General features: G+C 70.7%; 28 protein-coding genes. 13 read left to right on the forward strand and 15 right to left on the reverse strand.

Annotated features, from left to right (window positions below):
* The first annotated feature begins 3 nt into the window (after positions 1–3).
* Entirely contained in the window at positions 4–1,167 is a 1,164-nt protein-coding gene (locus J3P44_RS01950; protein ID WP_255888543.1) for an ABC transporter permease, read from the forward strand.
* 4 nt (positions 1,168–1,171) lie between these two features.
* Here the strand turns inward: J3P44_RS01950 and J3P44_RS01955 are convergent, their stop codons facing one another.
* Both J3P44_RS01955 and J3P44_RS01960 read right to left on the reverse strand, forming a co-directional pair.
* Complete coding sequence (locus J3P44_RS01955; RefSeq protein ID WP_255888544.1) at positions 1,172–2,623, reverse strand: PhoX family protein; 1,452 nt, start codon at positions 2,621–2,623, stop codon at positions 1,172–1,174.
* Between the two features lie 46 nt (positions 2,624–2,669).
* Complete coding sequence (locus tag J3P44_RS01960) at positions 2,670–5,792, reverse strand: M14 family metallopeptidase (RefSeq protein WP_255888545.1); 3,123 nt, start codon at positions 5,790–5,792, stop codon at positions 2,670–2,672.
* Positions 5,793–6,075: 283 nt separating this feature from the next.
* Between J3P44_RS01960 and J3P44_RS01965 the strand changes: the two genes are divergently transcribed.
* Positions 6,076–6,297 (forward strand): hypothetical protein, encoded by a 222-nt coding sequence (locus J3P44_RS01965; RefSeq protein WP_255888546.1) that lies wholly within the window; start codon positions 6,076–6,078, stop codon positions 6,295–6,297.
* 6 nt (positions 6,298–6,303) lie between these two features.
* Here the strand turns inward: J3P44_RS01965 and J3P44_RS01970 are convergent, their stop codons facing one another.
* Positions 6,304–6,672, reverse strand: a complete 369-nt coding sequence (locus tag J3P44_RS01970; protein WP_255888547.1) for a hypothetical protein — start codon at positions 6,670–6,672, stop codon at positions 6,304–6,306.
* Between the two features lie 84 nt (positions 6,673–6,756).
* Between J3P44_RS01970 and J3P44_RS01975 the strand changes: the two genes are divergently transcribed.
* The 3 genes from J3P44_RS01975 to J3P44_RS01985 are packed head-to-tail and all read left to right on the forward strand — an operon-like array spanning position 6,757 to position 8,373.
* Entirely contained in the window at positions 6,757–6,996 is a 240-nt protein-coding gene (locus J3P44_RS01975) for a hypothetical protein (RefSeq protein ID WP_255888548.1), read from the forward strand.
* Positions 6,997–7,000: 4 nt separating this feature from the next.
* Positions 7,001–7,501 carry a mycothiol transferase gene (locus J3P44_RS01980; RefSeq protein ID WP_255888549.1) on the forward strand — a complete coding sequence of 167 codons (501 nt, stop codon included), beginning with the start codon at positions 7,001–7,003 and terminating at the stop codon, positions 7,499–7,501.
* Positions 7,502–7,506: 5 nt separating this feature from the next.
* The gene (locus tag J3P44_RS01985) at positions 7,507–8,373 is read left to right on the forward strand and encodes an MOSC domain-containing protein (RefSeq protein WP_255888550.1); all 867 of its coding nucleotides are present in this window, start codon (positions 7,507–7,509) and stop codon (positions 8,371–8,373) included.
* Here the strand turns inward: J3P44_RS01985 and J3P44_RS01990 are convergent.
* Positions 8,285–9,025, reverse strand: coding sequence for a matrixin family metalloprotease (locus J3P44_RS01990; RefSeq protein ID WP_255888551.1), 741 nt, complete (start codon positions 9,023–9,025; stop codon positions 8,285–8,287). The genes J3P44_RS01985 and J3P44_RS01990 overlap by 89 nt on opposite strands.
* A gap of 369 nt (positions 9,026–9,394) precedes the next feature.
* Between J3P44_RS01990 and J3P44_RS01995 the strand changes: the two genes are divergently transcribed.
* Together J3P44_RS01995 and J3P44_RS02000 are read left to right on the forward strand one after the other, a co-directional pair.
* Positions 9,395–10,618: an HNH endonuclease signature motif containing protein gene (locus J3P44_RS01995; protein WP_255888552.1), complete on the forward strand. Its 1,224-nt coding sequence runs from the start codon at positions 9,395–9,397 to the stop codon at positions 10,616–10,618.
* Positions 10,619–10,690: 72 nt separating this feature from the next.
* On the forward strand, positions 10,691–11,206 hold the full coding sequence (locus tag J3P44_RS02000) for a hypothetical protein (RefSeq protein WP_255888553.1): 516 nt from the start codon (positions 10,691–10,693) through the stop codon (positions 11,204–11,206).
* Between the two features lie 47 nt (positions 11,207–11,253).
* Here the strand turns inward: J3P44_RS02000 and J3P44_RS02005 are convergent, their stop codons facing one another.
* The 8 genes from J3P44_RS02005 to J3P44_RS02040 all read right to left on the reverse strand — a co-directional run bounded on the left by J3P44_RS02005 (position 11,254) and on the right by J3P44_RS02040 (position 17,709).
* A complete protein-coding gene (locus J3P44_RS02005) occupies positions 11,254–11,601 on the reverse strand; it encodes a DUF7674 family protein (protein WP_255888554.1) in 348 nt (115 codons plus the stop codon).
* A 249-nt stretch (positions 11,602–11,850) separates the two neighbouring features.
* A complete protein-coding gene (locus tag J3P44_RS02010; RefSeq protein ID WP_255888555.1) occupies positions 11,851–12,282 on the reverse strand; it encodes a DUF7674 family protein in 432 nt (143 codons plus the stop codon).
* Positions 12,283–12,327: 45 nt separating this feature from the next.
* On the reverse strand, positions 12,328–12,612 hold the full coding sequence (locus tag J3P44_RS02015) for a contact-dependent growth inhibition system immunity protein (RefSeq protein ID WP_255888556.1): 285 nt from the start codon (positions 12,610–12,612) through the stop codon (positions 12,328–12,330).
* 10 nt (positions 12,613–12,622) lie between these two features.
* Positions 12,623–14,005, reverse strand: a complete 1,383-nt coding sequence (locus tag J3P44_RS25360) for an RNase A-like domain-containing protein (RefSeq protein WP_255888557.1) — start codon at positions 14,003–14,005, stop codon at positions 12,623–12,625.
* Positions 14,002–14,301 (reverse strand): WXG100 family type VII secretion target, encoded by a 300-nt coding sequence (locus tag J3P44_RS02025; protein ID WP_255888558.1) that lies wholly within the window; start codon positions 14,299–14,301, stop codon positions 14,002–14,004. Before J3P44_RS02025 ends, J3P44_RS25360 begins: the two co-directional genes overlap by 4 nt.
* Positions 14,298–14,615, reverse strand: a complete 318-nt coding sequence (locus J3P44_RS02030; protein ID WP_255888559.1) for a WXG100 family type VII secretion target — start codon at positions 14,613–14,615, stop codon at positions 14,298–14,300. The genes J3P44_RS02025 and J3P44_RS02030 overlap by 4 nt, the downstream gene beginning before the upstream one ends.
* Before the next feature lie 68 nt (positions 14,616–14,683).
* A complete protein-coding gene (locus J3P44_RS02035) occupies positions 14,684–16,915 on the reverse strand; it encodes a hypothetical protein (protein WP_255888560.1) in 2,232 nt (743 codons plus the stop codon).
* A gap of 56 nt (positions 16,916–16,971) precedes the next feature.
* The gene (locus J3P44_RS02040) at positions 16,972–17,709 is read right to left on the reverse strand and encodes a matrixin family metalloprotease (protein WP_255888561.1); all 738 of its coding nucleotides are present in this window, start codon (positions 17,707–17,709) and stop codon (positions 16,972–16,974) included.
* Positions 17,710–17,819: 110 nt separating this feature from the next.
* On the opposite strand from J3P44_RS02040, the gene J3P44_RS02045 reads away from it, so the two are divergent.
* Both J3P44_RS02045 and J3P44_RS02050 read left to right on the forward strand, forming a co-directional pair.
* Positions 17,820–19,187 (forward strand): GntP family permease, encoded by a 1,368-nt coding sequence (locus J3P44_RS02045; protein WP_255888562.1) that lies wholly within the window; start codon positions 17,820–17,822, stop codon positions 19,185–19,187.
* Positions 19,184–19,708, forward strand: a complete 525-nt coding sequence (locus J3P44_RS02050) for a gluconokinase (RefSeq protein WP_255888563.1) — start codon at positions 19,184–19,186, stop codon at positions 19,706–19,708. The genes J3P44_RS02045 and J3P44_RS02050 overlap by 4 nt, the downstream gene beginning before the upstream one ends.
* 7 nt (positions 19,709–19,715) lie before the next feature.
* On the opposite strand, the gene J3P44_RS02055 is transcribed toward J3P44_RS02050, so the two are convergent.
* Entirely contained in the window at positions 19,716–21,308 is a 1,593-nt protein-coding gene (locus tag J3P44_RS02055; RefSeq protein WP_255888564.1) for a bifunctional NAD(P)/FAD-dependent oxidoreductase/class I SAM-dependent methyltransferase, read from the reverse strand.
* A 65-nt stretch (positions 21,309–21,373) separates the two neighbouring features.
* Between J3P44_RS02055 and J3P44_RS02060 the strand changes: the two genes are divergently transcribed.
* Entirely contained in the window at positions 21,374–21,934 is a 561-nt protein-coding gene (locus tag J3P44_RS02060) for a helix-turn-helix domain-containing protein (RefSeq protein WP_255888565.1), read from the forward strand.
* A gap of 15 nt (positions 21,935–21,949) precedes the next feature.
* On the opposite strand, the gene J3P44_RS02065 is transcribed toward J3P44_RS02060, so the two are convergent.
* Positions 21,950–22,339: a DUF2237 family protein gene (locus tag J3P44_RS02065; RefSeq protein WP_255888566.1), complete on the reverse strand. Its 390-nt coding sequence runs from the start codon at positions 22,337–22,339 to the stop codon at positions 21,950–21,952.
* A gap of 117 nt (positions 22,340–22,456) precedes the next feature.
* On the opposite strand from J3P44_RS02065, the gene J3P44_RS02070 reads away from it, so the two are divergent.
* Positions 22,457–22,639: a DUF1918 domain-containing protein gene (locus J3P44_RS02070; RefSeq protein ID WP_255888567.1), complete on the forward strand. Its 183-nt coding sequence runs from the start codon at positions 22,457–22,459 to the stop codon at positions 22,637–22,639.
* A gap of 5 nt (positions 22,640–22,644) precedes the next feature.
* On the opposite strand, the gene J3P44_RS02075 is transcribed toward J3P44_RS02070, so the two are convergent.
* Positions 22,645–23,580: an acyl-ACP desaturase gene (locus tag J3P44_RS02075; protein WP_255888568.1), complete on the reverse strand. Its 936-nt coding sequence runs from the start codon at positions 23,578–23,580 to the stop codon at positions 22,645–22,647.
* Between the two features lie 81 nt (positions 23,581–23,661).
* Between J3P44_RS02075 and J3P44_RS02080 the strand changes: the two genes are divergently transcribed.
* Both J3P44_RS02080 and J3P44_RS02085 read left to right on the forward strand, forming a co-directional pair.
* On the forward strand, positions 23,662–23,796 hold the full coding sequence (locus J3P44_RS02080; protein ID WP_255888569.1) for a hypothetical protein: 135 nt from the start codon (positions 23,662–23,664) through the stop codon (positions 23,794–23,796).
* A 96-nt stretch (positions 23,797–23,892) separates the two neighbouring features.
* Complete coding sequence (locus tag J3P44_RS02085) at positions 23,893–24,399, forward strand: flavin reductase family protein (protein ID WP_255888570.1); 507 nt, start codon at positions 23,893–23,895, stop codon at positions 24,397–24,399.
* Positions 24,400–24,416 lie beyond the last annotated feature (17 nt).

A 24,416-nucleotide genomic window follows, 5' to 3' on the forward strand; every position in this document is an offset into this window, starting at 1 on the left:
GCGATGAGGAACGCGCTCGCTGTCGCCGGGGTGGAGCTACGCCTCTTCCTCCGCGACCGCGCCAACCTCTTCTTCGTCTTCGTCTTCCCGCTCATGCTGGTGATGATGATCGGCCTCCAGTTCGGTGAGGGGGCCAACGCGGGCCGGGTCGCGGTGAGCGGGACCGACTCCTCCCTGCAGTCCGCGCTGGTGGAGCAGCTCGAGTCCGACGACGTCGTCGTGAGCGACCCCGCCTGGGACGACGCCCTCGAGCTGGTGGCGCGCGGTCGGCTCGACGTCGCCATCCGTCTCGACGCAGCCTCAGCGACGGCGTACGACGCGGGCCGGGGCGTGACGCTGGAGGTGGTCAGCGGCACCTCGGGCAACTCGAGGGTCGTCGAGCAGCAGGTCCGCACCGCCGTCGACGCACTGCGTGCCGGAAGCGCCCGGCTCGCCGCCCTCGAGGCGCAAGGAGTGCCGGCCGACCGGGTGGTGGCCGCCTTGGTGACGGCCGAGCAGGACGCCAGCGCGCCGGTGCTCGAGGTGACGAGCGTCGACAGGCTGAGCCAGGAGTTCGCCGGACTCGGCCAGTTCGACCTCGGCGCGTCAGGGCAGCTGCTGCTCTTCGTCTTCCTGAGCTGCCTTGCCGGGGCCGCCACCCTCATCCAGGCTCGCCGACTCGGCGTCGTCGCCCGGATGCTCGCCGGGCCGATGACGGCCGGCGAGCTCGTCGCCGGCCAGATCATCGGACGGTGGGCGATCGGGCTCTTCCAGGGCGGCTACATCATGCTCGCGTCCAGCCTGCTCTTCGGTGTTGGTTGGGGAAGCCTTCCGCTCGCGCTCCTGGTCCTGGTGATCTTCAGCCTCGTCGCGGCCGGCGCCGCGATCCTGCTCGGCACGATGCTCGAGAACGAGGGAGCGGCGAACGGGGCGGGCGTGGGTCTCGGCCTGGTGCTTGCCGCGCTCGGCGGTTCGATGCTGCCGCTCGAGCTGTTCCCCGGCCCCATCCGGGCGGTCGCCAACCTGACGCCGCACGCGTGGGCGTACGAAGCCTTCGCCGAGATCCAGCGACGCGGCGGCACGCTCGTCGACGTGCTGCCGCAGCTCGGCGTGCTCGCCGCGATGGCCCTCCTCCTGGCCTCGCTCGGCGCCTGGTCGTTGCGGCGGAGCCTGGCGCGCGCGGTGTGAGGGATCAGACCCCGATCTTGTGCCACGGCCCCCAGATCGCGAAGGTGCGGCCGGCAGAGGCCTGGATGTTGACGAACAGCGTCTTCCCGTCCGGGCTGAAGGTCGACCCGGCGAACTCGTCATTCGTCGGGTTGAGGGCGATGTCCCACAGCTTGCCGTTCTTGGACAGGCCCCGGACGTAGTTGTTGTCGCTGTTGTCCTCGCAGACGACGAGCGTGCCGCGGGGGGACGTCGTGATGTTGTCCGGCAGGTCCAGCTGCATCCGCCCCTGGGACTGGAAGACGCAGCGCAGCTTGCCGGAGGCCGCGTGGTAGGCCCACACCTGTCCGAAGCCGCGCCCGTAGCCGGCGGGGTTCTCGTTGCCTGCCTCGGGCGGGCCACCGCCCTGCGTGGAGGTGAAGTAGACGACTCCGGAGCGGGCCACCTGCCCCTCGAGCCGGGAGAAGTAGGCCGCACCCTGCGCCCACCCCTGGCGCGCGACGTAGGTGAGCGCCGTGTTGTTGGAGGTCGGGGCGGTCACGCCGGTCGTGTAGGGGAAGCTCGGGGCCGGGTCCGCGATCGGGACCCACTCGGTGCGGTACGTCGCGTTCCGCGCCTGCGCGCCCTCGAGGTGGGCGTTCCACGCGCCGACGACCTTGAGCATCTCGAGCGTCCCGCCGTCCTCGAGCCGGCCGACGACCATCGGGTCGCTCGGTGGCTTGTAGCGGTAGAACCCCGAGGCGAAGCCGAAGTCGTCCTCGGTGAGGTAGAGGTAGCCGCTGTGCGGGTCGTAGGAGACCGCCTCGTGGGCGAAGCGTCCCGCCGAGCGGATCGGCGTCCTCGACGACTGACCGGTGCCCTGGAACGCGCTCGCCGGCACCTCGAAGATGAAGCCGTGCGGCTTGGTGAGCGGGATGTTCGACGTGTTGGTGAAGTCGGGGCCGACGTCCGGGCCGTTGATCGTCTCCTCGCACGTGATCCACGAGCCCCAGGGCATCTCGCCGCCCGAGCAGTTCATCATCGTGCCGTTGAGGCTGGTGAACGACCGGACCACCTCGCCCCTGGTCGTGACCTGGATGGTCGTCGTGCCGCCTCCGGCGCGCGAGTCGTACGGCGTCCCGGTGCCGAAGGCGGCGGCTACGGGGTTGTTGATCTCGTGGTTGCGCACCAGGACCACCGTGCCGTCAGGCCCCGGGAAGGACCCCATCCCGTCGTGGCGGCCGGGCAGGGCCGTGCCGTCGGTGAGGAAGACGGGACTCGTGGTGTCGTGGAAGGAGCGGTAGCGGAAGCCCTCGGGCACGTGGAGGCGTACGACTCCGTCGCGCGCGTCGGCGACGGGACTGAGCGGGACGGTCCGGGGGTTGGTGGCGGCCGACGCCTCTGGGGCGGCCACCAGGCCGGCGAAGGGGCCGGCCATGGACGCGGCGGCGACGGTCTTGAGGATCGTGCGCCGCTCGACGGGCTGATCTGTGGTCATGACGAAGGTTCTCCTTGGTGCTGATCTCGAGATGTGTCGTGTTCGGTCACTCCAGCAGGTGCTGCAGGGCCCTCCCCATGACCTCGTTGCGCTCGGCAGGCGTCGCGATCCCCTCGAACCCGAAGCCGAGGAGCAGCGAGCGCGGGGTGGAGATCGCCGCACCGACCGGGAAGCCGGCGGCATCGGTGACGATCCAGTCGTTGCCGTTGTCGGCGCTTCCTGGCGGGGCGCCCGAGACCGTCCAGCCCTCGAGTCCCGTCTCGAACGACTGGCTCGTGCCGTCGGGCAGGGTCACGTCGTCGACGAAGGTGCCGAGGTTCTGGGTGCCCCAGTCGCTGGCGTAGGTGATGGAGACCTCGACCTGGCCGTTGGCCCACTTGCCGAGGTCGACGCTCCACTCCTGCCAGCCGGCAGAGCTGCCGGAGGCCGCGTTCCAGGTGCCCGTCGTGCCGGTGGGCGTACAGGTGGCGGGGTCCGTCGCGTTGACGGTCTGGTAGTGGTCGAGGTGCGGGTGCAGCTCGCGCCAGCCCTCGTGGCAGCTCTCGCCGGTCGACTGCGAGGTGTGGCCGTTGATGTCGGGCAGCGTCGTCCAGTCGTCGCCGTTCGCCGTACGGGCCTCGACGAAGACGTAGTCCCAGTCGATCTCGGTGTCGAAGGACGTCCAGAAGTCCAGCGTGCCGCCGCCGGCCGGTACGTCGACCGTCCGGGTCAGCCGCTTGTAGGACACGTCGGCGATCTGGCTGTAGACGTACTGCTCGCCGCTGTGCGGGTCGAACGGGCCTCCGGGCTTGTCCCACCGCGCCGACGGCCAGCTCTCGAACTGCGGGAACTCGACCACCGGCAGGATGCCGCTTGTCGAGATGAAGGACGACGTGGTGGTCTGGTTGTCGGCCGAGTCGGGGCCGTTCATCGCCCAGTCGATCCCAGCGAACGGGTCGTCGATGCCGGCGACGTCGTAGACGATGCCGTCCTCGTCGTGTCCGTCGCCCGGGACGGCGAGGTAGCCGCCGAACCAGTACTGCAGGACGTCGTTGGTGCCGTCGCCGGAGCCACGAAGCAGCAGGCAGCGCCGATCGTCGATCCCGGCGGGCAGGGGATTGCAGGCGATCTTGCCCTTCGGGTCGTACAGCTGGTTGCCGACCGCGGCGGTGTACTGCTGGCCGGCCCAGTCGCCGGTGTACATCACCTTGCCGCCCTCGTTCATGTAGGCGCGGAACTCGAGCATCTCGTCGAGCGCCAGTCGGTCCGCGTTGCCGCCGATCCGGCCGGCCGTGCGGGTCACGATGTCGTCACCGGTGTACCAGATGGCCGCGTCGTAGTGGCTGAGCACGCCGAGGGCGTCGGGAGCCGTTCGGGCCTTGGCGTCCACGTCGTAGACATCGGCGTCCACGCCGTTGGCGGCGAGCGCGTCGAGGTAGTAGTTCAGGTAGTGGGGCCCGTCGGGGGACTGCACCGGTGAGGCACCGGTGTAGTCCTCGGCAGCGACGACCAGCACGCGGCCGCTCGGCTCGGAGACGGCGGTGTAGGTGAACGACTCACTCTGCTCGCCCCCGCCGGTGAACCACACCTCGACCGAGTCACCCGGCGTCGTGCCGGTCACCATGCCGCGCATCTGGTGGTAGTGCGTGGAGGTCATCCCGAACTTCTGACCCTTGGTCCACTGCGTCGTGGGCGCGGACTGCACGGGGCCACCGTTGATCCGCCACCGGGCGGTCACGGCGCCCAGGCTTCGCTTGGCGAGCACCGCTACCGGTTGCGGGTCGCCGTAGGACTCCTTGAAGGTCAGGTGCACCGACGGGATGCCTTCCTTGTAGGCATCCTCGCTCTCGAGGTAGAAGGGCTTGGTCTTGATGCCCAGGTTGGACTTCGGGTCGTCGGGGTCGGCAGCGGACTCGGCCACCGACTCCGCGAAGGGCAGGTTGCGCAGGAACTCCTTCTGCACCAGCTCCTCATCGTCGGGGAAGACGAAGCCGCAGCCCTCGCAACCGGGCGAGAGCTCGGGGGTCCACGCCAGGGTGCCCGTGGCCTCCTGGGCGTAGCCGTCGATCTCGCCGTTGGTGATGTAGAGGACGTCCGACGACAGGCCCGGGTGGTAGCCCTCGATCGCCGGCTCGTCGAGGTTGCCGGAGAGCGCGTAGTAGATCGGGTCGTCGGCGGTCGGCGTGCCGATCTGCCAGCCGTCGTTGTAGAGCAGCCACTCGCCGTTGGAGTGGTAGTTGATCATGAACTCGGCCTTGGCCGTGTTGAAGAGCTTGATCGCCGCCTGCGTCTCCGGCTCCGACCCCTTGGACGGGCCGCGGTAGGTGTCGCTCGACGGGATGGGCGAGGAGCCCTCGTTGTCGTAGCCCCAGTGGGACGGGAAGTTGCGGTTGGGGTCGACGCCGTCGCCGACCTCGGTGGTGCCGTTGTCGTTGTTGTCCCGCAGGTTCTTCCGCCACAGCCGCTCGTCGGTGAACGTGTACTCGTAGCCGTCGGGGTTCATCACCGGCACGAACCAGAGCTCGGTGGTCTGGAGGAGCTTCTTCGTGGGCTCGTGGTCGGCGGCCCACCGCTGGAGGTAGGTGTTCATGATGCGGCGGGTCATCTCCGGCGCGATCCACTCCCGGGCGTGCTGGGCGGAGCTGTAGATGACGGCCGGTCGGGAGCCGTCCTTGATGCCGCGGGCACCCTGGGTCACCTTGAGCGCGAGGATGTCGCGACCCTGGTGGGTCGTGCCGAGATTGACGAGCTTCGTGACGCCGGGGTACGCCCGGGCAGCCGCGACGAGCTGGTCGCGGTGGCCGCCGGGCTCGTCGTACGAGCGCCACACGTTGTAGCCGTGTGCCGCCTGCGCGGCGGCGAACTGCCGGACGGTCTTGCCGCCCTTCACCCGCGCCAGGCGTACGTCGATGCCTTGGGCGCGCAGCTTCTTCGCCTCGTCCGCGGTCATCACCAGGGACACCTCGCTGGTGTCGCCGGTCGGGTGGGACTCGTGCAGGTCGAAGCCCTGTCGCGCCAGCAGCGCGAGCTGCTCCCCGGTCACGCCCGTGGCCGTCCAGGCGTCGAGCGGCGGGCCGCCGCGCGGCGCGGCAGGGCCCGGAGGTGCGTTCGTGGACGACGGAGGGGCGAGGCCGACCGCGAGGGCGGCTACCGCGACGGCGACGATGGACCCGGACAGAAGTCGGCGCATGACGATCCTCCACGCAGAGAGTGATCCAAGTCACATTGCCATCGTCAAGCGCTCGCTGAAAGAGGCAAATTGTCGTGAAATGACCACGACGCCGAACGACGCCGAGACAGTCCGCCGCCGCCTCGCACCGAGCTCCCGCCTGACGGGACGACCGAGCAACGGAGGAACGTCGCACGTCTCGATCAGGTCTCGTCAAGAGCCGTGACCGTCATCCCCGCAGGTCAGGCACCGATTTCGGGCATGGATGGGTTCATCTCACCCATTTGGGCGCATACTTGAGCAAATGACGAACTCGAGCGGCTCACGGCCGAAGCACCTCAGCAGCAGTCCGTTCGCTCTCCCCGTGGAGCAGGTCATCGACGTCTTCGAGGTCGACGACAGGGTCAGCCACGACCTCTACGGCCTGGGCAAGGTCACCAAGATCGACAGTCACGCGGTGACGGTCGACTTCGGTGAGCAGTCCGTGCGGATCAAGCCCCCCTTCGCGAAGCTCCACCACCTCTGAGCCGGGTCAGTCGCGCTCCCACGGCGCGTCGTCGCCCATCTTGGCGTAGTACTTCGCGAGGTGGTTCTTCGCGCGCTCGGCGTCCTTGGACGGCATGTTGACGCCGCCGCGGCCGCCGACCATCACGTTGCCGGCCGCCATCACGCCGCGCGGGACTGCCCGTAGCCGGCCGTCGACCACGTCGGCGATCAGCAGCTTGTAGGCAGTGAAGTTGTCCTTCTTCTCCGCGTCGTACCAGACGTGGGCGTCGCGGTACTTCTCGTTGGGTTCGTCCTCGGCGCCCGCCCACTCGCGCACTCGCTTCTCCGCGGCGTCGCCGTCCCACTCGCGGTCACGGTCGGCGAGGGGCAGGTCCTGGAAGCTCGTCACAGCCATGCCTCCCAAGGTCCCGCGGAGTCCCCGGAGGGGCCACACCCGAAGAGGGGAGGCGCCTCACCCCAGCCTCGCTAGCGTGGAGGGATGAGCGACCAGGCAGACCAGGCAGCCGTCGAAGCAGCCCAGCGCGTGGTGGAGGAGGTCAGCTCCTGGCAGTACAGCGCCGAGCGCGACACCATCGCCGACCAGCTCGACGAGGGGCTGCGCCGGGCCGGCGTGGCGATCGACGACGACGAGCGCTCCCGCATCCTCGCCGAGATCGACGCGATGAAGGACGAGCAGTCGGCCGCACCCCAGGTGCGCGACGCGAGGCCGGCGAGCTGAGCCGATGGACGTACGCGGACTGCTGACCGAGGGCTTCGGCCGCATCACGGAGCTGTACGTCGACGTGGCGGACGGCCTCGACGACCGCATGCTCCACCATCGGCCGGACGGCACCGGCAACCCGATCGGCTGGCTGCTGTGGCACCTGGCGCGGGTGCAGGACGACCACATCGCCCACCTCGCGGACCAGCCACAGGTGTGGAGCCAGTGGCAGGAGCGGTTCGGGCTGGACAACGGCACCGACGACATCGGCTACGGCCACACGAGCGAGCAGGTCGACGCCGTCCGGATCAGCGACCCCGAGCTGCTCACGGGCTACCACTACGAGGTCACGCTGGCGACCGCGCGCTACCTGCAGACCGTCGACGAGGCGGAGCTCGAGCGCGAGGTGGACCAGCGATGGGACCCGCCGGTCACCGCCGGCATGCGGCTCGTCAGCATCCAGGGCGACTGCCTCCAGCATCTCGGGCAGGCGGCGTACGTCAAGGGGCTGCTGCAACACTGAGGCGCATGCCCAACGAGCTGGTCGTCCGCGCCGCGAGCTTCTCGCCGGTCAAGGGGATGCGGCACCTCGCCCACGACCGGATCGACCTCGACGGGCGAGGGCCGGTTGGTGATCGCGCGTTCTGCGTCGTCGACCCGGAGCGGGCGCGGGTCCTGCGCACCGTCCAGCACCCGACGCTGATGTCGATCGTCGCGCAGCTCGACGAGGGCATCCTCTCGATGACCGCGCCGAGCGGCGAGAGCGTCGCGTCCCAGCCGGTGCCGAGCGGTGAGTCGCTGGCCTGCGACTACTGGGGACGCACGGTCGACCTCGAGCTGCTCGACGGACCGTACGCGGTGGCGCTGTCCGACTTCCTCAGCCTCGACGTACGCCTCGCTGCCGCACCGCGCGGCGGAGTCGTCTTCGACGCACCGGTGACGATCGTCGGCACCGCGTCGCTGCGCGACCTCGCGGACAGGACGGGCCAGCCCGTGGCCGCTGAACGCTTCCGGGCGACGCTCGTGGTGGAGACCGACGAGCCCTACGTCGAGGACACGTGGCTCGGCAGCGAGGTCACCGTGGGGGAAGCGCGGCTGCGGATCGGCGGTCCTGTCCCGCGGTGCGCGGTGATCGACCACCACCCGGAGTCGGGAGTGAAGGACGTCCGGCTGCTCAAGGCACTGGTGCAGCGCAGGCCGGTCAACAGCGCGGGGGAGCCGATGGTCGGGGTGTACGCCGAGTGCACACGGCCCGGAGCGGTCCCGGTCGATCCGTCGCTGAGCTCAACCACGGATCACCAGCACGTCAGCCGCAGGGGACCGTTCCCAGGAGCGCCAGTCCCTCGCGGTCTCCCGGTCCCAGGTCCAGGCGGCCGGAGTTCTCGTCGGCCATGAGCTCGCCGGTGTCCTCGACGTGGGCGAGGCCGACGACGTGGCCGAGCTCGTGCAGGACGATCGCCTCCATCTGCTCGGTCCGCAGGGCTACCGACTCGTCCGTGAAGGTGTCCGTGCTCAGCGCGATCCCGCCGGTCACGTAGTAACGGCGCCCCGTGACTCCCTGCTCGGAGGCAGCGCCCCCGAGGCCGGCGATGTCATCGGCGAACCTGGGGAACTCCGAGGCATCACCCCATGCGATGACCACCGGCTGTGCCGTGCCGAACGGGACGAACGCGCCCGTGAACGGTCGCCGGTCGGTGTCGCCCGCGTCCACGAACTCCAGGCCCGTCGCCTCCGACATCCGGGAGATCGCCCGATCGACCAGGTCGCGTGCGCCGTCCGGCATCCCGTCCGGGTTGACGGCGTACGACACGGGCTGGCAGGGGTTCCAGCCGACCGGGGCGGTCGATCCGGGCTGCGCCGCGGAGAAGGCGTAGACCCCGTAGGAGGATCCGATCTCCGGGACCGCCAGCACACGCTCGTCGCCGACGCCGACGAGCCGGCGTACGGCCGCCATCTCCGGAGAGGGATGGAGGACGACGACCCCGCCGACCAACGCGGCGGTCAGGACGACCGAGAGCGCGGTCGAGGTCCGGAACGATCTCTGCACGCGACGAGTATCACCGGCCGCCGCGGCGCGCGTGGCGATTCGGAAGGGTCAGGCGACTGGAGTGTGTGCACCGCGCGGCTGCCACCGCGGGCTGAAGTCCGCGGCTTGGATTCACAGGGCTTGCGCGCCTATTCGAACAGGTGTACGATCGTGCGTAGCACGTCGATCCCACCGGATCCCAGCATCCGGCGGCCCTGGCTCCTCGAGGAGACGGTCAGGGACGAGGGTCGGGAAAGTCATCCATAGAACCCGTCTGGTGCTGCGGGATGCCTCTGGCTCTCGGATGACGAGCTGGCAGCCGAGCCGACATGCCTCACACACCACCGCCCGTCCGGGCCGTGGTCTGCGAGCTGTCGAGGAGGTGGGCCGATGCATCCGATCATCGAGTGCGCCACCGACATCTCTGCGGCGGTGAAGGGTGTGGCGTCGGTCGAGCCGACGTTCATGGCGACGGCGGAGAAGGAAGCCGCGCTGGTCGCGCTGACCGAGGCTCGGTCGCGATTGGACGCGCTGACGATGCGGGTGCTCGCGGCCTCCGACGACATCGCGCAGGAGCACGGGCTGCGAGATGCGGCGGGGTGGTTGGCGGTTGAGACGCGTACGACTCAGCGGGCCGCACGGCGCGACCTCACGCTGGCCCGGTCCCTTTCGGCGCACACGTTCGTCGCCGACGCGCTGATGTCGGGGGCACTGCGCACCGAGCAGGCCAAGGCGATCGCCGACGCGGTCGATGCGCTGCCGGCCACGGTCGAGGCCGAGACGCGGGACCGTGCGCGGCAGACGATGCTGTCGCTGGCGGCCGAGCACGACGCGAGGGACCTCGGGCAGATCGGCAAGCGGATCCTCGACGTGGTCGCCCCCGAGCTGGGCGAGTCGCAGGAGGCCAAGGTGCTGGCGGCGGAGGAGGCGCGTGCGGACGCGACAGTCGAGCTGACGGTGGTGGACGACGGGAAGGGTCGGTGCCGCGGGTGGTTCACGGCCCCCTCACACGTCGGCAAGATGTTCCGACGCCAGCTGCTGGCGATCGCCAACCCGGCGCGCCACGACGAGGCGGACCTCAAGGACGAGTCGGGGCAGTGGAAGCCGTTGCGGCGGCGGTTGGGGGAGGCGTTCGTTGAGTACGTCGAGCGCTTCCCCGCCGACCGTACGCCCGTCACCGGCGGCGTCAACGCCACCGTGGTCGTCACGATGACCCTCGAGCAACTGCTCTCCGACAGCGCCACCGCGCTGCTCGACGACGGCAGCCGGATGAGCGCCGGCCAGGCCAGGCGGCTGGCATGCGAGGCCGGCATCATCCCGGCCGTGCTGGGGAAGAAGTCGCAGCCGCTGGACCTGGGACGTCAGGCGCGGCTGTTCACCAAGGCGCAGCGCATCGCGCTCGGGCTTCGCGACGGAGGGTGCACCGCCCAGGGTTGCGAGACCTCGGCGTCCGGATGCCACGCCCACCACGACGACCCTTGGTCGCGCCGCGGCCTGACCGATCTCGCCAACGGTCGGTTGCTCTGTCCCAGACACCACCGCCTGGCCCACGACCCGCGCTACGAGAGCCGCATCGATGCCGACAACTCCGTGACCTTCACCCGACGCAGATAGGCCGACGAACTCGGTTGTCCACAGGTGCGCGGCGGCGAGTTTTCTCGGGCCCGCACCGGGCACGTGTTCCTCATGACGTCGACCGGCTTCATCGGCCACATCCGGATCCACCCTGCGCTCAACGAGGCGGAGTGGTCACACCTCTTCACGCTGGTGGAGTCCGACGGGACGCTCCGGGGTACGCCGACAGGCCGGGGTGATCGTGAGGTGCCCTTCGCTCGACTGGCGTGGGAGCTCTGCTCGGTCGGGTGCTGCCTCACGTGGAACCCGGACCTCGAGGCGTCGAGGATGATGCTGCCGTCGCTGCGGTTTCTGATCGACCACCTGCTCGGCAGCGGTGCGAAGGCGCAGGGGCGACGGGAGTTCGAGGAGTTCACCTTCGACCACGTCCTCGAGGGTGCTGTGATGGGTCGTGACCACGGTGACCGCCACGCGCGGCTGGTCGAGGTCACGGACAACGTCGTGTCCGAGCGAACCCTCGTCCCGTGCGACGGGGCGGAGAAGCAGCGCCCGCAGGCAGCGGGCGGCAGGTCGCGAGGGCGGCGGCTGCCGTCGAACGTGATCGAGTTCCGGCCGCGGCGGGCGTGAGGCGGAATCGTTCGACAGGCAGCCTCTATCAGGCTGGCCGCGAACGGTCAGGAGTCGAAGAGGTGCATGTCCTCGGCGAGCTCGCGCAGCCTGGGCCCGAGCAGGTTCAGGACGGCGTCACCCTCGGGCGACTGGGGGAGCATCTCCACGAAGCCGTCTCCGATCAGGTCCTGGATGCCTGCTTCGCCAGTCGCGTACTCACGCTCGAGCAGTCGCATGAGCTGAGAAACGCGGTCGGGCACCTGCGTGGAGCTCTCGTGCGCCCAGCGCGCTACGTCTGCCATCAGGACGTAGGGCTGCATGTCGCCGTCCTGGTCCACGAGGTGCTGCTGGAGAAGGGGCTTGAGCTCCCGGATCTCGGTCGTCAGACGGTTTATCAGCGCTGCCTCGGTCATCGGTCCAACGCCTCCGTGGGTTCTTCATGGGTGATCGTGTCAGCTCTCAGTGGCAGTGTGACGCATGGGGGTTCCTGTCTCGCCAGTGATCGACTATCGGGCATGTTGCTGTCCAGGCTCGGTACGAGCGGCCGCTGTCCGAGGAGGCGGTGCCAGACGTCGAACGTGGTCGAGTCCCGGCCGAGGCTGGGCGTGGTGAGGCGGACGCGGCAGCGCGCCTGGGATCCGTCGAGAGCACGCCGCATCGGCCTACCCGGACGGCCGAAGCAATCCGAGCTCGTCAGCCACCTGCGTCAGGTGAGGCCCAAGCCTGACGAGGAGAGGTGCCCCTTCGGGGGGAAACGGGATGACTTCTACGAGTCCGAGACCGATGAGGTCCCTCTCGGCCGGTTCGGCGGCTTCGAACTCGACCTCCAGCCAGTCCAGCAAGCGTCCCACCGTCTCCGGATCCGATGCGTACGCCGCCTGAGCCCATCGAGCCACATCGGCCATGAACAGGTAGGGGAGAAGCTCGCCTTCCTGGTCATCGAGGTGCTCGTCCATGACCGGCGCCAAGCCTGGAAACCGGTCCACGAGCCTGACCGCGAGGTCTTGCGACGGGGTCATGAGTTCAACGCCTTCCGCGCCCTTGTCCTCACACCAGTCGTGGTGAAGTTGGACGCCCGCGACGAGCCCCAACACTGGGAATGATCTCGGAAGGAAGGCATCACGCGTACCGGGACAAGCTCACGTGACCCGAGCCAGCCGCTCGCGGATCTGCTTCAACCACGTGGCGTGCGCGTTCGGCTCTTCGCCGGGGTGACGGTAGTTGCCCATGGCATCCAGCCGTTCGCCGACAGTGGCGTCCGAGTCGCCGGCGCCGAGTAGCAAGGTGATCTCGTCGATTGCGGGCGCGACGCGATGAGGCTCACGCCGGGCGAAGTCATCGACCGCGCCCTCCCACGATCCGTCGTACTCGTCCCACCAGTCCTGGTGGAAGTAGGCGGCCATCAGTTGCCGGAGATTCTCCATGTCCACACTCCTATCGGGGGAACGCTGTCAGGATCTGCCAGCCGCCCGCAATCCTGTCGCTCGGAATCAGGACCACGCGGACTGCATCGGCGGGCGTCGCTCTGCCCGCCGCATCGACGGTCACGCCTGTTGGGCCCGGGAAGATGTGGTCCAGCTCGAGTTTCGTGTCGCCGCCACTTCGCAACCATTGGCGAATGTCGGCAGATCGCTTGTCCAACACTTCCGCGATCAGGCGTTCGGCGTCCTTCTCTGTCGAGAACGATGAGGCGCGCTTGATGCCAGTCGTGCGGCACCGCTCCGCGAGCTCATCGGTTGTCTTGCCAACATGCCGCGACAACGCATGTCCCGGTGGCGTCTCGTGGACTCTCAGCCACCCGGGTGCCCGAGAGAAGCCCCACCCGCCGGGCAACAACATCTCGCCCCGCTCGTCCCGCACCCCCAGCTTCGCGTACCGGTCGAGGCGTTCGCGCAGGTCCCGCAGGGTGTCCTGCGCGGTGCGCAGGCGGCTGCCGGCCGCGGCGACGGTGGCACGGAGCCCGACCAGCAGGGCGTGGAAGCGGGGTGCCTGCGCCCGGATCCTGGCGGCGGCGGCCGCTGCGGAGGCCGAGGCGCCGAGGCCTCCGGTCAGGCCACCGATGATCACGGAGACGGCGGCACCCTCGACGAGCATCCCGGCGACCTCGGCGAGCAGGGCACGGGTCCGGTCGTGCGTGTCATCGACGGCGGCGGCGTAGTCCTCGCAGGCGACTCCGACCGCCTCGAGCTCGGCGGCGGTGTCGACCACGAGCGAGCGCAGGTCGGCCAGGGCGGCGAGCGCGGTCGGGATCTCGGGAGAGCGTTGGCGCTCGATCATCGTCGTCGCGATGTCGACCTGGTCGACGAGCGGCGCCACGGCGGAGGACGCCCGGCGCCAGGCATGTGCCGCCTCCCGCAGCAGGGACACGTCGGCCCCGGGCCACACGAAGCCCTCGATGTGGTCGAGGATGAAGCGGTCCACCACGCTCAGCGACGGCTCCTGCGCACCGAGGCTCGACGGGAGAGGCGCCGCCTGCACTCGTACATAGGTGTCGCCCGTGAGTCCCAGCCCGGTGTAGGCGGCCACGTGATCGGCGGCGGCCGCCTCCGCGGACGCGTGGTTGGTCCCCGTGGCGGTGAGGAGCCGGCCCACCCCGACGAAGGCGTGCGTCAGGTCGACGAGGGAGCCCACCGCCTCGCGGGCCGCGGCGTCGTACGACGAGGCGAAGTCGGCGCTGCTCGCGTCGTTGCCGGCCATCCCGCCGAACCCGGCGAGCTTCGCCGCGAGCGACTCGGTCAGCAGGGCCGCCGTCTGGTTGGTGGTGCGGCACGCATCGGCTGCGTCGTCGAAGCCCCCGCACTCGACGCTGATCCTCACGGGCCGACCTGCCGCCAGAGCTCGACATTGGCCGCGACGGCTCGCGAATAGCTGGCGTCAGCCGTCGAGACGATGCCGCGCAGGGCGGCGAGCGCGGTGACCATGTCGGCGCAGGCGGCCCGCCACGACTCGTACGACGTCGCCTGCGCGGCGCTCGCCACTCCCGACCATCCGGACTGCAGCGACTCCTGGGCCGCGTCGATGTCGCCGGCGACGCCGATCAGGTCGCGCTGGCAGGCGGCCAGCTCGGAGAGGGTGCTCCGCAGCTCGTCGAGGTCGACCTCGTAGGCCGTCATCCCAGGCGGCCCGTCAGCCGACCGGACGACCCCGCGCTGACCTGGTCGACGCCGGTGAGGTCGCGGCGCACCTCGTCGAGCGCCTGCACCGCCCCCGTGAGCTGGTCGATGACGGCGAGGGCTCCGCGGTTCCACTCGGCCCACCGTGCGCGGAAGCTGTCAGCAGCGTGGCCGCGCCACGTCGCGAGGACGAGGTCCACGGACCTCTCGGCGCGGCGGCGGCGATCCTCGAGCTGCTCCAGTCGTCGCCGGAGCGCGGCGGTCGTGGCGGCGTGCGACGCGGGGTCGAGGGTGATCGTTCCCGAGGTGATCATGGCTCGATCGTGGCCGGGGCGAGAGGCCGCTCGACACCCCTCCGAGCCGATCTGTGGAGAACCCCGCGTCAGTAGGTCTCGGGGGTGACGTCCAGGGAGTCGCCGGCCACGTCGACCTCGATCGTGAAGTCCAGCGTGGACTCCTCGGTCTCCTCGGTCCACTGCTTCGGGCCGAAGCCGTAGGACTCGTCGACCTCGTACGTCGCCGTCGCCACGCCCTCGGAGGCGTACAGCGTCATCGGGAACGTGGGCTCGAAGTACTCGTAGTCCACGACGGGTGGCTCACTGAGCTCCCACGAGAGGTTGCGGACGTCTCCGAAGGCATAGACCGACTGGGGGCAGCCGTCGGGCTCGGGCTCGGTGCTGGCCATGCACTCCTCGAGCCACGCACCGATCTCCTCGTCCACGCGCTCGGTGAAGGCGTCGGAGGGACCGGGCGTCGTGGTGTCGGCGGACGCGTACGCGCCGAGCGGGACAGCCACCTCGCTGGCCGCGCCGTCGAGCCACTCGTTGCCGGCGTAGAGGTCGACCGAGTAGGTGCCCGGGAGCACCACGAACGTGGGGTAGCCACCGCTCGGCGCTTCGACGCTCACGCCGTTGACGGTGAGCTCCTCGACGCCATCGGTCGAGACGTTCAGCGTCGAGGTGAGCCCCTCGGCGACCTCCCACTCCTGGAAGAGGCCGAACTTCTTCCCGCCTTTCTCCAGCGAGAGGTAGGAGTCGCCGCCGACGCCGCCGGTGGCCTCGACCTCGACCATCGCGCTGTCGCCGAGGATCGTGACCTCGCCGACCTCGTAGCCGGTCGGCCGCTCCGTCGCAGCCTCGTAGATCTCCTCGGTGAGGAGGAGGGGCGAGAAGTCGCCGCTGTCGGGGAGCGCCTCTGCGACGGCACCCATGTCTCCCGCCGCGACGGCGTCGACGTACGTCTGCGCCGCCTTCTCGGGTGAGTAGAACGCCGAGCTGATCGCGCTCACCGTCAGTGGCACCGCCGCCAGTACGGCCAGCCCCGCGCCGACCACGAGCGCGATCCGGCGGACCTTGCGCGCCTGCTCGGGCGTCATCGGGTCGGGGGTCGCCACCTCGTCCGGCTCGGCGGGGGCGACGGACCCGCGCAGACGCGCGACGAAGGACGAGGGCAGCACCTCGACGAGGCGTGGCGCCACGGTGCGCGAGAGGGCCTCGGCGGCGAGACCCCACAGGCCCAGGAGGACGCAGGTCCAGGCCGCCGGCATGACCGTCAGGGAGCCGCTGACACCGAAGGCTCCGCCTCCGACGCTGACCATCGAGACCATCGTGACCAGGACGCCGCCGACCGCGAAGGCCGCGGGCAACTGCACCCACGAGCCCGGCACGGCCAGCTCGGCGCTGGTACGCCGTGAGCGCAGGTGCCACACGAGTGAGGCGAACGTCGTGGCGACCACAGCCCCCAACAGCAGCGCGAGCGGCGCGAGCACGCCTCCGCCGCTCCAGGCGTAGCTGTAGAAGCCGGAGGTCCCGATGCCGGAGAGATGTCCCATGACGTACGTCCAGAGGCCACCGGTCGGCCACCACAGCGGGAGGGACAGGGCGGTACGGAAGCCCTCCTGGGTCCACGCGAGGACGAAGAGGAGGGGGAGGGACACGACGAGCCACAGCCCGACGTGGCTGAACCAGGCGAGCGCCGCGGCTGCCCACGTCCGAGCGAGCGCCGGGAGGCCCACGCTGCGCAGCTCCCGGCCGACCAGGTCGGCGACGAACGTCAGGAAGAGGGTGCCGACGACCAACGACACCGACAGGGCGTGGAAGGACTCGCCGTCCGCACGCAGGGCCATCGCACGGGTCACGACCGCGACGACCAGTGCCGTGCCGAGTGCGGCGGCACCCGAGGTGAGAGCCCGGTCCTGCCGCGTGCGAGAGGGCGACCGGGACTCGGCCGCCGCCGCGGAACGAGCCAGCACCACGGCGTACGTCGCGGTGAGCAGCAGCGGAGGCGCCATCAGGGAGACGGAGAAGGCTTCGTTGTCGAACCCGATCCGGCCGCCCAGCGCCATCGCGGTCAGCTGGAAGGGGATGGCCAGCAGGGCGAGCACGCCCTCGGCGGCGTCGGAGACCTCTTGCGCCTCGGCGGGGCCATCGCCGCCGGCGAGCGCCACGATCGTGAGCACTCCGAGGACGACACCCACCCCGAGGGTGACGGCGTACGCCAGGAGGGGCGCTCGCCAGGCCAGCGGCAGCCCCGGGGGGCGACCGGGGGGCGAGGAGCTCGGCGCCTCTGCCGTGGGGTGGTCATGGGGCAGCGCACCGAGATCCGAGTCAGTCACTCGCGAAGTGTAGGGAGGCGCATCCGTCGGCGCAGGCGTTCGGGACGACCGACCCCTCAGCCGCAGGGCACCGAGCCCAGGCGGGCCAGCCCCTCGCGGTCCCCGGGCCCCAGCTCCACCTGACCTGAGTTGTCGCCGAACATCAGCTCCATCGGCTCCGACACGTGGGCCAGGCCGACCACGTGGGCGAGCTCGTGCACCACGACCGCCTCCATGACGCGCGGCTGCTGGGCGACGTTGGCCGGGGTGAAGACCTCGGTGTCGAGCACCACGCCGCCCGAGATGTAGTACCGCCGTCCCTGGGAGCCGTCCTCCGCGGCGCCGCCGCCGAGTCCGGCCACGCCACCGGCGAGACCCGGATACTCCGCCGCGTCGGCCCAGCCGATGACGACGGGCAGATCACCGCCGAAGGGGACGCGGGAGCCCGTGAAGGGGCGGCGGTCCGTGTCGCCGACATCCTCGAAGGCCAGCCCGGTCGCCGCCGAGATGCGCGCGACGGCGCGGTCCACCATCGGCCGGGCGCCGTCCGGCATCCCCGCCGGGTTGACGGCGTACTCCACGGTGCGGCAGGGATCCCACCCGACCGGGTCGGAGGAGCCGGGCTGGGTCATCGCGAAGGTGAAGGTCCCTCCCGAGTCCACGACCGGAGGCGCGGGCAGCCGGCGTTCGGCGCCCAGGCCCACCAGCCGACGCACCGCCTCCATCTGGGAGGAGGGGTGGAACAGGACCGCCGCGGCCACGAGTCCCAGGGCGGCGACGACCGAGACGGCGATCGAGGAGGTGGGGCGCGGCACGCCGTCGAGTATGTCCGCCATCTGTGAAGCGGGCGGCAAATGGCGCGCACCGCTCTCCTGGGTCCGGTCTAGTGTGGATCAACCCATCTCGGAGGTATCTCGTGGACACCATGACACCCGTCTACGGTGCGGGCACCCTGCTGCTGATCGCAGGGCTGGCCGTCGCCGTTCTCCTCGTCCTCATCATCGCCCTGCGGATGCACGCCTTCGTCGCGCTGGTGCTGGTCAGCCTCGGCACGGCCGTCGCGGCGGGCGTGCCGCTGGCCGACGTGCCGACGATCTCGATCGCCGCCTTCGGCAGCACGCTCGGGTCGGTCGCGCTGCTCGTCGGGCTCGGCGTGATGATCGGACGACTGCTGGAGGTGACCGGAGGCGCCCAGGTCCTCGCCGACACCCTCGTCAGCCGCTTCGGCGAGAAGCGCGCACCGATGGCGCTCGGCGTCGCGGCGCTGCTCTTCGGTCTGCCGATCTTCTTCGACGCCGGACTCGTGGTCTTCCTGCCGATCATCTTCTCGGTCGCGAAGCGGTTCGGGGGCTCGGTGCTGATGTACGCCCTTCCTGCGGCCGGCGCGTTCGCCGCCATGCACGCGATCGTCCCGCCTCACCCCGGCCCCGTGACCGCTGCCACGGAGATCGACGCCAGCATCGGCCTCACCCTGCTCGTCGGCGTCGTCGTTGCCGTGATCGCCTGGTTCGTGGGCGTGTACGTCGTCACCACGTCCTGGCTCGGCAAGGTGTACGTGCCGATCGACGACACGGTGCTCACCGGTGGCCGCGAGGCGGACACCGAGGCACCGCCGGCCTTCGGCCACGTGCTCGGGATCCTGCTCCTCCCGCTGGTGCTGATCGGGGCCAACACGATCCTCACCACCCTGCGAACGAACGGCACCATCGCCGAGGAGGGTGGCCTCGTCGACGCGGTCGTCTTCATCGGGCAGACCCCGGTCGCGCTGCTCATCGCCCTCCTCGTGGCGACGTACACCCTCGCGATCCGGCGGCACTCCCGCGGGGAGGTCGAGACGCTGCTCAACGACGCCCTCGGACCCATCTGCGCGATCATCCTGATCACCGGCGCGGGCGGCATGTTCGGAGGCGTGCTGCGCTACAGCGGCATCGGCGAGGCCCTCTCGGACTCGCTGGCCGACCTCGGCCTCCCGCTGATCGTGTCGGCCTTCGTCATCGCCACGATCCTGCGTGTGGCGCAGGGATCCGCGACCGTCGCGCTGACGACCACCGCCGGACTGCTGTCCGCTGCCGTCGCCGATGCCGATCCGTCCTCGCTCCAGCTCGTCGCCCTGGTCCTGGCCATCGCGGCGGGCGCGACGGTGCTCTCGCACGTCAACGACTCCGGCTTCTGGCTGGTCAGCCGGTTCTTCGGGATGGACGTGAAGACCACCCTCCGGACGTGGACGGTGCTGGAGACCACGCTGGGCGTCACGATCTTCGTGCTGGCGCTCGGAGTCTGGGCAGTGGGATGACCACCCCGCTGAGCACCGCCCCGCTCCACCTCGTCTTCATGGGCGTCTCCGGGTCGGGGAAGTCCACGGTCGCCGAGGCCGCCCGGGGTCGCCTGGGCTGGGAGTTCGCCGAGGGCGACGACTTCCACCCGCCCGCCAACGTCGCCAAGATGCGCGACGGCATCCCGCTCACCGATGCCGACCGGTGGGGGTGGCTGGAGTCGCTGGCCGACTGGACCGCCGAGCGCGATGCCCGAGGGGAGCCGACGATCATCGCCTGCAGCGCCTTGCGGCGGGCCTACCGCGACGTGCTGCGACGAGGTGGCGAGGGCACCTTCTTCATCCACTGCACGGGGGACAAGCACATGATCCTGGAGCGGATGGGCGCTCGCGAGCACTTCATGCCGCCGAGCCTGCTCGAGTCGCAGCTCGACACCCTCGAGCCGCTGCAGGCCGACGAGCAGGGGATGGACGTCGACGTCGGCCTGCCGGTGGACCGGATCGCCGCGCTCGTGCTGGCGCGGCTGGACCTGTCGACCTGAAGGCGGATCAGGCGATCCGTCGCGCCCGCAGCACCGCGTCGCTGATCGCGATCTCCTCGCCGGAGTGCGGGTGCGTGGCCGTCCGCGGCCGCGACTCGCACACCTCGACGACGAACTCCGGGCCGAGCGCCGGCAGCAGCGACTCGGCGGTGAAGAGGAAGGAGTGGTGCCCGTGGCACAGGCCGGTGGCCATGTCGTCGGGGTGGTGCCCCACGACCAGCAGCGTCCCTCCGGGCGCCACCGCCGACGCGAGGCGGCCCACGAGGTCGACCATCCGCCCGTCCGGCAGGTGCATGAACTGTGAGGACACCAGGTCCCACGTCTCGCCGTCCCACTCGTGGGTGCGTACGTCGACCCGGCGGGTGCTGACCCGCCCGTCGACCCCGGCCTCCGCGGCCTGCGCGGCCGTCTTCTCCAAGGCCGCCTCCGCGAAGTCGACCGCGGTGACCTCCCAGCCCTGGGAGGCCAGCCACACGGTGTCGCCGCCCTCGCCGCACCCGATGTCGAGCGCCCGGCCGGGGGTCAGGGACGACGCCTCGGCCTCGAGCTGCGGGTTGACGCGACCGCTCCACACCTGCTCGCCGGAGTAGCGCTCCTCCCAGGCGGGCTGCTCGAACAGCTCGGCCCGGCGCTCCTCGACGGCGCGGGCGGCGTCGGCGGCGGCGAGCTCGGCGTTGATCCAGGCACCGACGCGGTTGCCGTGCGCGGCCGAGGCCATGAGGGTCATCGCGACGTCGGTCGCGTTGCCGGCGGCGTACACCCCGGGCACCGAGGTCGCCCCGGTCGGCTCGACCGCGAGCACCGAGCCCAGCGCGGCCCCGCCCATCTCGAACGGCTGCGGATCGATGCCCAGCGGAGCGAGGTAGTCGGCGCGCGCGTGCGGCTTCGCTGCGACCACGATCGCCTGCCGCTCCAGCACCGAGCCGTCGGCCAGCCGCAGGCCGACCAGGGTGTTCCCGTCGGTGACCACCTCCTGCGGGGTGCCGCGCTCGAAGCGGACGCCGATGGCGGCGAGCTTCTCGACGTCCTCGTCCGGGATCTCGACCCCGTCGTGCACGATCATCACCACGTCGTCGGAGAGCTGGCTGAACAGCAGCCCCTGGTGGCCGGCCATCGGGCCGGTGGCCAGGACGGCGATCGCCTGGTCGCGCACCTCCCACCCGTGGCAGTAGGGGCAGTGCAGCACGTCGACGCCCCACCGCTCGGCCAGTCCCGGCACGTCGGGCAGCTCGTCGACGACACCGCCGGTCGCCAGCACGCGCCGGGCCCGGAACCTGCGGCCACCGGCGGTGGTGACGAGGAACCCGTCGGCCTCCCCGGACAGGCCCACCACCCGGTCGGCATCGACCTCGACGCCGTACGCCGCCACCTCGGCGCGGCCGATCTCGAGCAGCTCCAGCGGGGAGATCCCCTCGCGGCTCAGGTAGTTGTGGGCGTGGTCGGCCGGCGCGTTGCGGGGCTCGCCGGCGTCGATGACCAGCACCGACCGCCTGGATCGGCCCAGCGCCATCGCGGCGCTCAGGCCGGCCGCGCCGCCGCCGACCACGACGACGTCGAACTTCTGGCGGTCGTAGGTCTCACGATTGGTGTTCTCGCTCATGACACGAGCATGCGTCCGCATCGCACTATTGACAAACATCCTTGCCACAATGGCAAACTGGCCGCATGGACGACGAGGGAGTGCTGCGAGGGGTCGGGCCGCGCCTGCGCCAGCTGAGGCTGGAGCGCGAGGCGACCCTGACCGACCTCGCGGAGGAGACCGGCATCTCGGTCAGCACGCTCTCTCGCCTGGAGTCGGGGCAGCGCAAGCCGACCCTCGAGCTCCTCCTGCCGCTCGCCCGGGCGCACCGGGTCGCCCTCGACGAGCTCGTCGACGCGCCCGAGACGGGCGACCCTCGGATCCGCTCCAAGCCGGTCGTGCGCCACGGCCGCACCTTCATCTCCCTGACCAGGCGTCCGGGCGGGCTGCAGTCCTTCAAGATGGTGATGCCGGTCGAGAGCGACCCGCAGCCGACGCTGAAGACCCACGAGGGCTACGAGTGGCTCTACGTCCTCAGCGGCCGCATCCGGCTCCTGCTCGGCACCCGCGACCTGATGCTCGAGCCGGGCGAGGTCGTCGAGTTCGACACGCGGACCCCGCACTGGATCGGCAATCCCGGCCCGACCCCCGCCGAGGCGCTGGCCATCTTCGGGCCGCAGGGGGAGCGGATGCACGTGCGCTCCTGAGGCGGATCCCGAGGGTCACTCCCAGGCGCGGAGGTCCGGCGGCACGTCCACGGACAGCGACTTCAGTGCCTCGAGCGGAACGACGTCCAGCGCCCGCTCCGACGTCGCGGCCAGGACCACGGGGGCGGCGACGCCCGCTTCGTACGCCTGGAGCCAGCGCGCGGCGACGACGCACCAGCGGTCGCCGGGCACCAGGCCGGGAAAGCTCCACTCGGGGCGGGGCGTGGAGAGGTCGTTGCCGACGGATCGTTGGTGGGCGAGGAACTCCTCGGTCATCACAGCGCACACCGCGTGCAGGCCGGCGTCGTGGGGACCGACGGTGCACGTGCCGTCGCGGTGGAAGCCCGTCACGGGGTCGGTCCCGCACTGCTCCAGGTCGCCACCGAGGACGTTGCGCTCGCTCATGGGTAGAGCATGCCCCAGTGGGCGTCGGACGGGCCGGGCGACTTGATGAGAACTGCCGCGACCCCTTGTCCCGCACCGCGTCTCGGAGCATCGTGGTCTGGGAAGAAGGAGGTCGACATGCACGCGAGCGTGGGGGACCGGATCATCACCGAGAGCAACAAGGTCGACGCGCCCCGGCGCGAGGGCGAGATCATCGAGGTGCGCGGTGCGGACGGCGGTCCGCCGTACGTCGTGCGCTGGAGCGACGGCCACGAGGGGCTGACCTACCCAGGGCCGGACGCCCACGTCGTCGAGCGCTGACAGCGTCAGGACGACTGGCGCGCGGCCTTCTTGGCCTCCGCCTCCGCGCGGCGCTCGACGAAGCGGGTCGCCTCCCCGTCGAGGGCCGAGACCGCGGCCGCGAGCTCCTCGCGCGCCCGCTCGCCCTCCTCGTCGAGGCCCTCGAGCTCCCAGACGCCCCACTGCCGCAGCAGCGGAGTGACGATGTCGTCGTGGTGGATGCGCAGGTCGTAGATCCCGGCCTTGGCCATCTGCACCGCCTTGCGCGAGAAGCCCGGGATCACGCTGCCCGGCATCTGGAAGTCGACGACCTCCTCGGTGATCGCGCGCATCGTCTGGCTCGGTGTCAGCTGGAGGGCCGCGGTGACGATGTTGCGGTAGAAGATCATGTGCAGGTTCTCGTCCTTGGCGACCCGGCTGAGCAGCTTGTCGGCGATGGGCTCCTCGGTGTAGCGCCCGGTGTTGCGGTGCGAGATGCGGGTGGCGAGCTCCTGGAAGGAGACGTAGGCGCAGACGTTGAGCAACGACTTGTCGAGCGCCTCGTAGCCCGACTCCATCGTCTCCATGCGGGCGCGCTCCAGCTCGACGGGATCGACGCCGCGGGTGACGAGGAGGTAGTCACGGATGCAGAAGGCGTGCCGGCCCTCCTCGGCGGTCCAGCGGTTGACCCACGTTCCCCAGGCGCTGTCGCGGCCGAACGCCCGGTCGATCTCGCGGTGATAGCTCGGCAGGTTGTCCTCGGTCAGCAGGTTGACCTCGAGCGCGGTCCGCGCGATCGGCGAGAGCTGTGACTGCGCCAGCTCCCAGGGTTCGCCGCCCAGGTCGGCGAAGTCGCGCCCCAGGCTCCATGGCACGTACTCGTGCGGCATCCACTCGTCCGCCAGCGCGAGGTGGCGGTTGAGGTTGTCCTCGACCGTCGGCTCGAGCTCGGCCAGCAGTTGGGCGGTGTCGAGAGCGGCCATCGATCCATCTCCTCAAGTGAGTGCGAGGACGCCGTGCCCTCGCGACCCTGCCTACACCCGGAAGGCACGGCGTGACCAGAGGTGTGGACCCTGTCGGTGCTGCGCGGCGGCACCGGCGAGGCGTTCCAGTACGCCTTCCAGGGCCCGGGGTTCGTCGTGGTCCAGCCCTCCGAGGGCCCTGTCGTGCCGCCGCACAGCCACGGCTCGAGCGGCTGACCCGGCCCTCGCCCACGCGACGGTGGAGCCCCCGGCCGTACCTACGGGCCGGGGGCTCCACTGTCGACGGGGCGGCGTGCTGGCTACGGTGAGGACATGGACGTCCGTGAAGGGGATCGTGCGGCCAGGGAGTTCTCGGCGTTCGTGGACGGCCTGGACTATCCCATGTACGTCGTCACCGTGGCGGAGGGCGGTGAGCGGTCCGGCTGCCTGGTCGGGTTCGGCAGCCAGGTGAGCCTGGACCCGCCGCGCTTCCTGGTCTGCATCTCGGTCGCCAACCACACCCACGCCGTCGCGCTGGGCGCCGACCTCCTGGCGGTGCACCTGCTCGGCCCGGAGCAGCACGGGCTCGCCGAGCTGTTCGGCGCCGAGACGGGCGACGAGGTCGACAAGTTCGAGCGATGCACCTGGCAGGCCGGGCCGGGCGGCGTGCCCGTCCTCGACGACTGCCCGCGCGTGCTCGTCGGTCGCGTGCGCGAGCGACTCGACCTGGGCGACCACACCGGGTTCGTGCTCGACCCGGTCTCCGTGACCGCGCGGGACGGGGAACCCGGGCTGACCTTCCACGACGTGGACGACATCGACCCGGGGCATCCGGCCTGAGGTCCCGCGGGGGCCCC

The organism is Nocardioides astragali, assembly GCF_024436375.1.
In the GTDB taxonomy this organism is placed as follows: domain Bacteria; phylum Actinomycetota; class Actinomycetes; order Propionibacteriales; family Nocardioidaceae; genus Nocardioides; species Nocardioides astragali.